General features: G+C 69.3%; 14 protein-coding genes. 2 read left to right on the top strand and 12 right to left on the bottom strand.

Annotated elements, in window-relative coordinates; translation table 11 throughout:
- Positions 1–3 precede the first annotated feature (3 nt).
- On the top strand, positions 4–630 hold the full coding sequence (locus tag ACGFK0_RS24140) for a cob(I)yrinic acid a,c-diamide adenosyltransferase (protein WP_392908367.1): 627 nt from the start codon (positions 4–6) through the stop codon (positions 628–630).
- A 117-nt stretch (positions 631–747) separates the two neighbouring features.
- A complete protein-coding gene (locus tag ACGFK0_RS24135; RefSeq protein WP_392908365.1) occupies positions 748–1,692 on the top strand; it encodes a DUF4097 domain-containing protein in 945 nt (314 codons plus the stop codon).
- Here the strand turns inward: ACGFK0_RS24135 and ACGFK0_RS24130 are convergent.
- The 12 genes from ACGFK0_RS24130 to ACGFK0_RS24075 all read right to left on the bottom strand — a co-directional run bounded on the left by ACGFK0_RS24130 (position 1,677) and on the right by ACGFK0_RS24075 (position 11,714).
- A complete protein-coding gene (locus ACGFK0_RS24130; RefSeq protein ID WP_392908362.1) occupies positions 1,677–3,221 on the bottom strand; it encodes a M20/M25/M40 family metallo-hydrolase in 1,545 nt (514 codons plus the stop codon). The two genes, ACGFK0_RS24135 and ACGFK0_RS24130, sit on opposite strands and share 16 nt — an antisense overlap.
- Positions 3,222–3,387: 166 nt before the next feature.
- A complete protein-coding gene (locus ACGFK0_RS24125; protein ID WP_392908360.1) occupies positions 3,388–3,852 on the bottom strand; it encodes a DUF2550 domain-containing protein in 465 nt (154 codons plus the stop codon).
- A 37-nt stretch (positions 3,853–3,889) separates the two neighbouring features.
- The gene (locus ACGFK0_RS24120; protein WP_392908358.1) at positions 3,890–4,276 is read right to left on the bottom strand and encodes a F0F1 ATP synthase subunit epsilon; all 387 of its coding nucleotides are present in this window, start codon (positions 4,274–4,276) and stop codon (positions 3,890–3,892) included.
- An 80-nt stretch (positions 4,277–4,356) separates the two neighbouring features.
- On the bottom strand, positions 4,357–5,787 hold the full coding sequence (atpD, locus tag ACGFK0_RS24115; protein ID WP_392908356.1) for a F0F1 ATP synthase subunit beta: 1,431 nt from the start codon (positions 5,785–5,787) through the stop codon (positions 4,357–4,359).
- A 2-nt stretch (positions 5,788–5,789) separates the two neighbouring features.
- Entirely contained in the window at positions 5,790–6,686 is an 897-nt protein-coding gene (locus ACGFK0_RS24110; RefSeq protein WP_392908354.1) for a F0F1 ATP synthase subunit gamma, read from the bottom strand.
- Positions 6,687–6,691: 5 nt separating this feature from the next.
- On the bottom strand, positions 6,692–8,326 hold the full coding sequence (atpA, locus tag ACGFK0_RS24105) for a F0F1 ATP synthase subunit alpha (RefSeq protein WP_392908352.1): 1,635 nt from the start codon (positions 8,324–8,326) through the stop codon (positions 6,692–6,694).
- A gap of 60 nt (positions 8,327–8,386) precedes the next feature.
- Entirely contained in the window at positions 8,387–9,208 is an 822-nt protein-coding gene (locus ACGFK0_RS24100; protein ID WP_392908349.1) for a F0F1 ATP synthase subunit delta, read from the bottom strand.
- Positions 9,205–9,762: a F0F1 ATP synthase subunit B gene (locus ACGFK0_RS24095; RefSeq protein ID WP_392908347.1), complete on the bottom strand. Its 558-nt coding sequence runs from the start codon at positions 9,760–9,762 to the stop codon at positions 9,205–9,207. Before ACGFK0_RS24095 ends, ACGFK0_RS24100 begins: the two co-directional genes overlap by 4 nt.
- A gap of 31 nt (positions 9,763–9,793) precedes the next feature.
- Positions 9,794–10,027, bottom strand: a complete 234-nt coding sequence (atpE, locus tag ACGFK0_RS24090) for an ATP synthase F0 subunit C (RefSeq protein ID WP_358465636.1) — start codon at positions 10,025–10,027, stop codon at positions 9,794–9,796.
- A gap of 102 nt (positions 10,028–10,129) precedes the next feature.
- Positions 10,130–10,927 (bottom strand): F0F1 ATP synthase subunit A, encoded by a 798-nt coding sequence (atpB, locus tag ACGFK0_RS24085; protein WP_392908344.1) that lies wholly within the window; start codon positions 10,925–10,927, stop codon positions 10,130–10,132.
- 61 nt (positions 10,928–10,988) lie between these two features.
- Positions 10,989–11,213, bottom strand: coding sequence for an AtpZ/AtpI family protein (locus ACGFK0_RS24080; protein ID WP_392908341.1), 225 nt, complete (start codon positions 11,211–11,213; stop codon positions 10,989–10,991).
- Positions 11,214–11,297: 84 nt separating this feature from the next.
- Complete coding sequence (locus tag ACGFK0_RS24075; protein WP_392908338.1) at positions 11,298–11,714, bottom strand: hypothetical protein; 417 nt, start codon at positions 11,712–11,714, stop codon at positions 11,298–11,300.
- Positions 11,715–11,765: the final 51 nt, after the last annotated feature.

The following is an 11,765-nucleotide window of genomic DNA, read 5'->3' as shown; positions in this document are numbered from 1 at the left end:
GCCATGGCGAAGAACAGGGACAACCCGGTCGTGCTCTCGCGGATCTACACCCGGACGGGCGACGACGGCACCACCGCGCTCGGCGACGCGTCCCGTACCCGCAAGACGGATCCGCGGCTCGCCGCCTACGCGGACGTCGAGGAGGCCAACGCCGCGATCGGCACCGCGATCGCGCTCGGCTCACTGCCCGAGGACGTCGTCACGCTGCTGACCCGCGTCCAGAACGACCTTTTCGACGTGGGCGCCGACCTGTGCGCACCGGTCGTCCCCGACCCGCAGTACCCGCCGCTGCGCGTCGATCCGTCCTACGTCGAGCGGCTCGAGGAGGCCTGCGACGAGCACAACGAGAACCTGCCGACGCTGCGCAGCTTCATCCTTCCCGGCGGCTCTCCGGGGGCGGCGCTGCTGCACGTGGCCCGGACGGTCTCCCGGCGCGCCGAACGCACGGCCTGGGCGGCCGTCGAGGCCCACGGCGCCGCCGCCGAAGGCGACCCGGACGCGGCGGAGGGCGGCGTGAACCCGCTGACGGCCAAGTACCTCAACCGGCTGTCCGACCTGCTGTTCATCCTGTGCCGCGTCGCCAACGCCGAGCACGGCGACGTTCTGTGGAAGCCCGGCGGGGACCGCTGACAGGTGCGGGGTGGGGCTAACCCCACCCTCCGGAGACCGGCTCACCTCCTGGTGACGGCGCCCCGTCCAAAGCAGGCTTGGTTCGTACGGGCGCACTGCGACAAGGGGAGAGACCACGTGAGGATCCTGACGGCTACGGCCATGCTGGCGGTCGCGGCGACGGCGGCTGCCGGCTGCGGGAACCTGAGCTTCGGCACGCACGGGGAGACCCGCTCCTACACCGCGCCCGCCGGCATCACCGCACTGAAGATCAAGGGGGACGGGAGCCGGGTGCAGGTCACGGCCTCCGACACCGACGCCATCAAGGTCAGCGAACGGCTGCGCTGGTCCAACGAGAACAACAAGCCGAAGGTCAAACACGCCACCGCGGGCGACACGCTCACGCTGTCGGCCAAGTGCGCCAAGGCCACGATGGGCACCACCAGATGCGGGGTCTCCTACACCGTCCAGGTCCCGCGCGACATCCCCGTGGAGATCAACAGCCGCGACGGGTCGATCGTCGCGTCCGGTCTCGCCGGAACGGTGAAGCTGCACAGCGACAACGGATCGATGGAGGTCAGCGACATGAACGCGACCTCGGCGTCCCTCAGCTCCAACGACGGGTCGATCCGCGTCTCCGGACGGGCCGCCACCGCCGACCTGCGCAGCGACAACGGCTCGATCACCGCCGCCGGCCTCACCACCGACCGGCTGACGGCCCGCTCCCGCGACGGGCGCATCCGCCTGAGCGGCAGCGTGAAGACCGCCGACCTGGACACCCACAACGGCTCCATCGAAGCCGTGGGCCTGACGGCCGACCGCGTCACCGCCAAGACACGCGACGGCGGCGTCCGGCTCGGCTTCGTCTCGGCTCCCACGGACGTGAAGGCCAACAGCGAGAACGGCTCCATCCAGGTCGCGCTCCCGGGCGCCCAGAGCTACGCGATCACCGCGTCCACGTTCAACGGCGGCGAGCGGATCGACCCGGCCGTGAACCAGGACTCCGGGTCGTCGCACCGCATCAAGCTGGGCGCCAGGGACGGCAGCATCACCGTCACCCCCGCGGATCAGCGGAGCTGGTAGGGGCCCTGCCAGAGCGGCCGGTAGGACGGTTCACGGAACAGGATCAGCCGGGCCCCGCCGTTGACGGCGACGGTGGTGCGGGCCAGGTGCTGGGTGACGTGCGCGATGCCGTCGACGTTGGTGTCGAGAAGCTTGAGGTTCACGTTCTTCAGGCGGTCGCACTTCGCGTGATAACACGGGTCGTACACCTTGCCGGCCTTGCCGCCGAACGCCTTGGCCTCCGCGGCGGTCTTGACCCCGTCTGCGCCGGTGTCCATACCGCCGGCGGGGATACCGTGCTCGACGAACGGGCCGTAGTCGGACCGGCCGTTGAACTCGCTCTCCGTCGTCGGCAGCTTGCGGCCCTTGAAGTAGTCCCGGAACATCTTCTCGATCGCGCCCGACCCGGCGGGCGCCCGGGTGCCGGCACCGGTGGAGTGGTCGCCGTCGTACACGCCCCGGGTGCCGTTGCGTGAACCGAGCATGTCGAAGTTGAGGTTCAGGGCGATGGCGTCGCGCTTCTCGTCCGACAACGACTCCACATAGTGGGCGGAGCCTCGCAGGCCCTCCTCCTCGGCACCCCACCAGGCGAAACGCACCCGGTTGCGCAGGCCGCCCTTCCCGAGTTCCTTGATCTTGGCGGCGATCGCGATGAGCGCGGCGGCGCCGGTGCCGTTGTCGTTGATCCCGGGACCGTCCGGGACGCTGTCCAGGTGCGCGCCGAGCAGCACCACGTTGTCGGCCCGTCCCCGCTCGGTGTCGGCGATGACGTTGGACGACGACCGCTTCCCGTGGACGGTGTCGGCCTTCACGCGCAGCTTCAGCCTGCCCTTCTTCGCGTCCTTCACCAGCGCCGCACCCAGCTTGTGGGTGGGGCCGACGACCGGGATCTTCGCCGGCTTGCCGACCGTGCCGTTCACCGGCCCCTTCTCCCCCGGCTTGTTGTAGATCACGACGGCGGACGCGCCCGCGGCCCTGGCCTTGGCGGCCTTGCTCTCGAACGTGCAGGTCCCGCGCTGGACGAGCGCGATCGACCCCTTCTTGAAGCCCTTGAAGTCGCGCTTCTCGCAGCCGCTCGTCCCGTCCTTGCCCCTGGCCGGGACATCGACGGCGATCACGGGCGCGGTCACGTCACCGGAACCCGAGTAGGCGAGGGCGACGAAGTCGTCGCCCCGCTTGTAGGACTTCTTGGACGGCGCCGTCCGGGCGAGGACCGCGCCGGACTTCTCCCGCCAGTACGGGTAGGTGAACTTCTGGATCTTCGGCCGGAAACCGGCCTTCCGCAGCCGCCCGACGACGTACTTCACCGAAACGTCGTAGCCGGCGCCTCCCGCGGCGCGGTGACCGCCGTTGTAGTCGGCGATCTCCTGGAACGCCTTCAGGTGGGCCTCGACGTCCTTCAACGTGACCAGCTTCGCCAGGTCGGGACGCGCCGGCGCGGCATCCGCGGCCGGCAGCGCCGACGGGATGAGGGCCGCCGGCAGAAAGGCGGCGGGCAGCGCCACGGCGGTGCCGGTGAGCAGTTTCTGCTTCCACTTGGACTGGCGCACGTGCACTCCTGCGGACGGAGACGAAGCGGACCAGGAGCGATCCTGGTCCCGCGTCCCGTCCGCCTCAAAGGACGGCACGGCGCCCACGCCGATTCGATACCGGCGCCTTACCCCCCGATTGCGAAGCGGCCCCCAATTGCAGGGCGGCCCCGGATCGCGGGCCCGGTCACTCCGGGGAGCGCAGGTTCACCGGGAGACCCGGCGGGGCCGCCTCCAGCCAGGCCAGGAAACCGGTCAGTGCCGCCGCGCCCATCGCCAGCTCCAGGGTCACGCCGCCGTCCCTGACCTCGATGACGGTCGCGTCCGGCAGCAGCCCTTCGGCCTCCTCCGGGTCCGGGTCGCGGCGGTTGGACACGACGAGGCCCCGGCGGTGAATCACCTGCCGGGGCCTGCTGCGGAATTCGAACACGCGGTGCCAGTGCAGGGCGTCGCCCCTGTAGCGGCCGATGCCGAGCCTCCACACTCCCGGGGCTCCGCCCTCCCGGGGAAGTTCACGCAGGCTGCACTCCAGGGTGCCGCCTCCCCGCGCGAACAGCCGGCGGCGCACCCTCATGGAGACGTACAGCAGCGCCGCCACCAGAATGAGCACGGCGAGCACCCCGCCCGCTTCCAGTGCCAGGTGCTCGCCCACATCCCCCGCCGTCCGTCCGAACCGCCGCGCGCGGCGCCTAGGCTTCGATGCCCGCGGCGCGCAGCCGCGCCCGGGCCCGCCGCTCCGGCGTCGCGTCCTCGCTCTCGGCCGCGAGCGCGTCCTCCAGCGCCCGCCTGGCCTCCTGGACGTCGATCTCGCCGCCCAGCTCGGCCTGCTCGGCCAGCACCGACACCTCGTCGGCGGCGATGGAGAAGAAGCCGCTGCCGACCATCGCGGTGACCGGCTCGCCGCCGTCGGCGGGCTCGATCTTCACCACGCTGCCGTCGAGGAGGACGCCGAGCACGGGGGCGTGGCCCGGCAGGATGCCGAGTGAGCCCTCGATGGTCTGGGCGACCACCATCTTCGCCTCGCCGGACCAGATCTCGCGCTCCGGCGAGACCAGCCCGACCTTCAGGGTTGCCACGTCTGTTCCTCCGACTACTGGAGCGTCCCTCGACTGCTGGAGCGGGGCCGCCCCGCCAGGGACGGCCCCGCCGGAGCGGACTACTTCTCCAGCTCCTTGGCCTTCTTCTCGACGTCCTCGATGCCACCGCACATGAAGAACGCCTGCTCGGGCAGGTGGTCGTACTTGCCCTCCGCGATCGCCTTGAACGAGGCGATCGTCTCGTCCTTCGGCACCGTCTCGCCGGGCTGGCCGGTGAACTGCTCGGCCACGTACATCGGGTGCGACAGGAAACGCTCGATGCGCCGCGCCCGCTGGACGGTGACCTTGTCCTCCTCGGACAGCTCGTCGATACCGAGGATGGCGATGATGTCCTGCAGTTCCTTGTACTTCTGCAGGATCCGCTTCACCTCCTGCGCGACGGAGTAGTGCTCGTTCCCCAGGATCAGCGGGTCCATGATCCGCGACGTGGAGTCGAGCGGGTCGACCGCCGGGAAGATGCCCTTCTCGGAGATGCCGCGCGACAGGGTCGTGGTGGCGTCCAGGTGCGCGAACGTGGTGTGCGGCGCCGGGTCGGTGATGTCGTCGGCGGGCACGTAGATCGCCTGCATCGAGGTGATCGAGTTACCGCGCGTCGAGGTGATCCGCTCCTGCAGCACACCCATCTCGTCGGCCAGCGTCGGCTGGTACCCCACCGCGGACGGCATGCGCCCGAGCAGCGTGGAGACCTCCGAGCCGGCCTGCGTGAACCGGAAGATGTTGTCGATGAAGAGCAGCACGTCCTGGTTCTGCACGTCGCGGAAGTACTCCGCCATCGTCAGCGCGGACAGCGCCACCCGCAGCCGGGTGCCCGGCGGCTCGTCCATCTGGCCGAACACCATCGCGGTGTCCTTGAGGACGTCCGCCTCGGCCATCTCCACCCAGAGGTCGTTGCCCTCGCGGGTGCGCTCACCGACGCCGGCGAACACCGAGGTGCCACCGAAGTTGCGGGCGACGCGGCGGATCATCTCCTGGATGAGCACCGTCTTGCCCACACCCGCGCCGCCGAACAGGCCGATCTTGCCGCCCTGGACGTACGGGCACAGCAGGTCGATGACCTTGATGCCGGTCTCCAGCATCTCGGTCTTCGACTCGAGCTGGTCGAAGGCCGGAGCGCGCCGGTGAATGCCCCAGCGCTCGTTGATCTCCAGGGACGCGGTCGGGACGTCCAGCGCCTCGCCGAGGGCGTTCCACACGTGGCCCTTGGTGATGTCGCCCACCGGGACCGCGATGGACTTGCCGGTGTCGCGCACCGGCGCACCGCGGACCAGGCCGTCCGTCGGCTGCATGGAGATCGCCCTGACCATGTTGTCGCCGAGGTGCTGGGCGACCTCGAACGTCAGGGTCTTCTCCTCGCCGCCCAGCGCGATCTCCGCGTTGAGGGCGTTGTAGATCTCCGGAATGGCGTCGGCGGGGAACTCCACGTCGACGACCGGGCCGATGACACGTGCGACGCGCCCGGTGGCGGTCGCCGTCTCTACCTGAGCAGTCATTATCACTCCCCGCCAGACTCGGCGAGCGCGTCAGCGCCACCGACGATCTCGCTGATTTCCTGGGTGATCGCGGCCTGCCGCGCCTGGTTCATCTGGCGCGTGTAGACCCCGAGCAGTTCGTTGGCATTGTCGGTCGCCGACTTCATCGCCCGCCGGACCGACGCCTGGAACGACGCCGCCGACTGCAGCAGCATGTGGAAGATGCGGCTCTCGATGTAGTTCGGCAGCATCAGGTCGAGCGCGGCCGCCGGGGACGGCTCGAACTCGTACGCCGGCGGGACCTTGGAGGACTCGGCCTCCTCGATCTCCAGCGGCATCAGCCGGGTGACCCGGACCGTCTGGGTCAGCATCGAGACGAACTCGGTGTAGACCACGTGGATCTCACCGACGCCGCCCTCGGCGTCGGTCTTGAGGAAGTCCTCGGTCAGCCGCCGGCCGATCTCCTCCGCGTTCGCGAAGGTCGGCCGGTCGCTGAACCCGTGCCAGGTCTGCGCGACCGGCCGGTCCCGGAACCGGTACCAGGTGATGCCCTTGTTCCCGACGACGTACGGGACGGGCTCGCGGCCCTCGTCCCGCAGCGCCTTGATCAGGGACTCGGCCTCGCGGATCACGTTGGCGTTGTAGGCGCCGCAGAACCCGCGATCGCTCGTGACGATCAGGACCGCGCTGCGGGTGTCGGCCGGCTGCTCCTGGAGCAGCGGGTGGTCGATCCCGACGTGATGGCTCACCAGCGCCGTCAGGGCCTGCGTGATCTGGTCGGCGTACGGCTTGGACGCCGTCACCGCCTGCTGGGCCTTGACGATCCGCGAGGTGGCGATCATCTCCTGGGCGCGCGTGATCTTGGCGGTCGACTTGACCGACTTGATCCGCTGCCGGAGTTGACGAAGCTGTGCGGCCATTGCCGTCAGTCCTTCTTGACGCGGGTGATCGTCTCCTGCTCGACGTCCTCGTCCGCGATCGCCTCGACGGGCTCGTCCACGAGGATCTCGCCCTCGCTGGTCTGGAAGCCCTTCTTGAACTGCGTGATGGCGTTCTTGAGGCTGGTGAGGCCGTCCTCGGAGAGCTTGCCGGTCTCCCGGATGGAGGTGAGCATGCCGCTCTCCTCCCGCTCCATGTAGTCGAGGAACTCGCGCTCGAAGCGGCGGATGTCGGCGACGGGCACCTCGTCCAGCTCGCCGGAGGTGCCCGCCCACACGGACACGACCTCCTGCTCGACCGGGAACGGGCTGCCCTGCGGCTGCTTCAGCAGTTCGACCAGGCGCGCACCGCGGTCCAGCTGCGAGCGCGAGGCGGCGTCCAGGTCGGACGCGAACGCCGCGAACGCCTCCAGGTCACGGAACTGCGACAGCGCCAGGCGCAGCGTTCCGGCGACGGTCTTCATCGCCTTGATCTGCGCGTCGCCGCCGACCCGGGACACCGAGATGCCGACGTTGATCGCCGGCCGGACGCCCTGGTTGAACAGGTCCGACTCCAGGAAGCACTGACCGTCGGTGATGGAGATGACGTTCGTCGGGATGTACGCCGACACGTCGTTGCCCTTGGTCTCGATGATCGGCAGACCCGTCATCGAACCGGCGCCCAGGTCGTCCGACAGCTTCGCGCAGCGCTCCAGCAGACGCGAGTGCAGGTAGAACACGTCACCGGGGTAGGCCTCGCGGCCCGGCGGGCGGCGCAGCAGCAGCGAGACCGCGCGGTACGCCTCGGCCTGCTTGGACAGGTCGTCGAAGATGATCAGGACGTGCTTGCCCTGGTACATCCAGTGCTGCCCGATCGCGGACCCGGTGTAGGGGGCGATGTACTTGTAGCCCGCCGGCTCGGACGCGGGAGCCGCCACGATCGTGGTGTACTCCAGCGCGCCGGCCTCCTCCAGGGAGCGGCGGACGTTGGCGATCGTGGAGCCCTTCTGTCCGATCGCGACGTAGATGCAGCGGACCTGCCTGCTCTCGTCGCCGGACTCCCAGTTCTCCTTCTGGTTGATGATGGTGTCCACGCAGACGGTCGTCTTGCCCGTCTGCCGGTCACCGATGATCAGCTGCCGCTGGCCGCGGCCGATCGGGGTCATCGCGTCGATGGCCTTGATGCCGGTCTGCAGCGGCTCGCTCACCGACTGCCGCTGCACCACCGTCGGGGCCTGCAGTTCGAGCGCGCGGCGCTCGGTGCTCTCGACCGGTCCCTTGCCGTCCAGCGGGTTGCCCAGCGCGTCCACGACGCGGCCGAGGAAGCCGTCGCCGACGGGGACCGAGAGGACCTCGCCGGTCCGGCGGGCCTTCTGGCCCTCCTCGATCTTGCTGAAGTCACCCAGGACAACGGCGCCGATCTCACGCACGTCCAGGTTCAGAGCCAGGCCACGGGTACCGTCCTCGAACTCGATGAGTTCGTTCGCCATCGCGGAGGGAAGGCCCTCGATGTGGGCGATGCCGTCGCCGGAATCGACAACGGTGCCGACCTCTTCGCGCGCGGCGGCCTCAGGCTCGTACGACTGGACGAAGCGCTCCAGCGCGGTCCGGATCTCGTCCGGACGGATCGTCAGCTCCGCCATGATTCCTCTCTTGCTCCCTTTGGGGTCGGCTCCGCCGGTCGGCGGCCGGTCACGCCGGCGTCAGCCGGCGCCGAGCCGCCGGCGGACGTCGTCCAGCCGTCCGGCGATCGTGCCGTCGATGACCTCGTCCCCGATCTCGATCGACAGTCCGCCGATCGCCGTGGGGTCGAGTTCGATGTTCAGGTGTACTTCGTGGCCGTAGGCGGCGGCGAGGACCGCGGCGAGCCGGGTCCGCTGCGCCTCCGACAGCTCGGCGGGCGTGCGCACGAGCGCGACCAGCCGCTGCCGGCGCTGGGCGACGAGCTTGCCGTACTCGGCCAGCCCGCCTTCCAGGCTACGTCCTCGCGGACGCAGCACCAGCTCGGTGACCAGCGTCAGCGTCGCGGGTGTGACCTTGCCGTCCAGCAGGGCCTTCACCACGCCGAGCTTGCGCTCGGCCGGCAGGCCCGGCCCGGCGAGGGCACCGCGCAGTTCCGACTCGCCCTCGATGACCCGGGAAAACCGGAACAGCTCGTCCTCCAGGTCGTCGATCCGCCGGTCGGCCTCGGCGCGGGCGGCCTCGGCGGTGACCGCGAGGACCTCCACCGCGTCCGACAGCTCCGAAGGCTTGGACCAGCGCAGCCGGACGACGTCGGCGACCAGCCCGAGAGCGGCCGGCGACACCTTGCCCTCCAGCAGGATCTGGACGAGCTGCGCCTTGTCGGCACCGTCCCGCGACGGGTCGGAGACCGCCCGCCGCAGGCCGTGCTCGCGGTCGATCAGGTGCAGCACCGCGAACAGGTCGCCGCCGAGCTCGGCCAGGTCGGAGGACGGGATGACCGCCTCCAGCCGCTCCTTGGCCTCGGCCAGCGACGCCCTGCTCACCGCTCCCGTGATGGTCATGATGTGATCTGCTCCTGCGTGCGAGCGCGGTCCTCGAGCTCCTCGAGGAACCGGTCGACGACCCGGCTCTGCCGCGCGCTGTCCTCAAGGGACTCGCCCACGACCCGTCCGGCCAGCTCGACCGACATGGCACCGATCTCGGCCCGCAGCGACTGCAGCGCCTGCAGCCGCTCGGCCTCGATCTGCGCCTTGGCGTTGTCGACGATCCGGCGCGCCTCGACCTGGGCCTGTTCCTTGGCCTGGGCGATGATCTGCGCGCCCTGCTCCTCGGCCTTGCGGCGCTCGTTGGACGCCTCGACCGCGGCCGCCTTCTGCTGCGCCTTGTACTGGTCGAGGACCTGCTGGGCCTCCTTCTGCGCCCGCTCGGCCCGCTCCAGCCCGCCCTCGATCGCCTCGGTCCGCTCCTCCAGCGTCTTCTGCAGGCGCGGAGTGAGGATCTTGCCCAGGACGATCATCACGACGAGGAACGCGAAGATACCGACGACGAGCTCGTAGGCGTGCGGGACGAGAGGGTTGTTCTCCTCCGCCGCAAGGACGGAAGCTGCTCCGATCATGTCTGCAGCCCTTCCTCAGCTGGGACCGTGCTCAGATGCCCTGGAAGATGAACGGCGCGACCAGGCCGATCAGCGCCAGCGCCTCGGTCAGAACGAAGCCCAGCATCATGTTGGTGCGGATCACGCCGGTGAGCTCCGGCTGACGGGCGATCGCGTTCACGCCCTGGCCGAAGATGATGCCGATGCCGATGCCCGGGCCGATGGCCGCGAGGCCGTAACCGATCGAGGTGACGTTGCCATTGACTTCGGCGAGGACTCCCGTCATGGGTTCATTTCCTTTTCTGTCGGCCGGCGGAGTCTCCGCCGGTCTGGCTTTATCGAGGTTGTCGTGCTGGGGCCCCCGTGCCGGGGCACTGCGGGCCCGGGCTTAGTGGTCCGCGTGCAGGCCGCTCTGGATGTACATGGCGGCGAGCATCGCGAACAGGAACGCCTGCAGGAACTGGATCAGCAGCTCGAACACGGTCAGCAGGATGGTGACCAGCACGCCGATGATGCCGACCCCGAACCCGAGCGCCGTGGGCTTCTCGAACAGGAACCAGAATCCGACGAGGCTGAAGAACGCCAGGATCATGTGCCCGGCGAACATGTTGGCGAAGAGCCGCACCGCGTGGGTGAAGGGGGCGATGATGAAGGTCGAGAGGTACTCGATCGGCACCAGCAGGAAGTAGACGGGCAGCGGCAGGCCCTTGGGGATCATGTTCGTGAAGTACTTCACCGGGCCCTGGTGCTTGATGCCCAGGTACACCTTGATGCAGTAGACGAAGATCGCCAGGACGGCGGGGAACGCGATGTGCGAGGCGATCGGGAACTGGATGATCGGGATGACCGAGAAGATGTTCCAGATCCAGATCAGGAAGAACAGCGACATGAGCAGCGGCATCCACCGCTCGGTGTTGCGGCCGAGGAACGGGCGGGCGATCTCGTCCCGCACGAACATGTAGCCGACCTCGCCGATGTTCTGCATGCCCCTCGGCACCAGCTTCGGCTTGGCGAACGCCATCCAGAACACGACGCAGACGACCAGCGCGCCGAAGACCGCGAAGACGGCGGGCTTGGTGAGCCAGGCGGGGCCGCCGGCGAACAGGGGCGGGAAGTCGAACAGCTCCGTCCCCGGAGCCTGGAACTCCCCCTCACCGGAGGCGGCGAGGACCGTCAGCGCGTTCACGCGGCGTTCCCTTCATCAATGTGGTGATGTTTCACGAAGGCTTCCTCGGCGGCGGGGCCGCTCAGAGGGAGTGGCGACCGTACTTCACGTAGACCAGGTAGATGGCGAGCCCGATGCCCAGGACCACGCCGACCAGGGTCAGCCAGGTCTGCCCCGTCCATTCGGACAGCAGCCACCCGACCCCGCCCCAGATGATCATCCCGGAGAGGAGGTAGCTGGGTACGGACCAGGCGGCGTCGGCGAATTCCCGTTGGCCGTCCTCCGGCCGACGTTTGTGCTCGCTCATCGCGCTCCGGACGATAGCAGGCCACCCACGCGGTGGTCATATTGGAGTAGCCCATTGGGGTCACCGGCGTCCGTGGCGCGGACATCACGGACTCCGGTCCAGCGCGTTCTCGGGTTCGTCAATGTAGGGCCTCCGCTGCAGCGCGACTCGGAACTCGGCGGCGATCCAGAGCAGTGCGAGCCCGATGACCGTCCAGCCGAAGACCTTCGTGTTCCAGATCGTGACGCCGTCCATGCTCGTGACCAGCAGCATCACCGCGAGGATCTTGACCATGTAGCTCGCGAGCGCGGCGAGCATCATCGTCTGCGCGGAGTACTTGCCGGCCCACGAGACCACGAGCGCGCTGATCGAGAAGAAGGCGATCACCACGACGGCGGCCAGCGCCGCCGCGAGGGCGCCCTTGCCGCCGGCGACCATCAGGCCGATCACGACGGCGCCCACCCCGGCGGCCGCGGTCGGGATCGCGGCGCCGCGGAGCATCCTGGCGTCATTGGATTGCATGAGGGCTCCGGCTGGTCACGTTCGGTGGTCGTTTTCTGTTCGTGAAAGGTA

It is taken from the genome of Spirillospora sp. NPDC048823, assembly GCF_043198445.1.
GTDB lineage: Bacteria > Actinomycetota > Actinomycetes > Streptosporangiales > Streptosporangiaceae > Spirillospora.
Note: the sequence above shows the minus strand (reverse complement) of the source record. Positions and strands in the feature narration are given on the sequence as shown.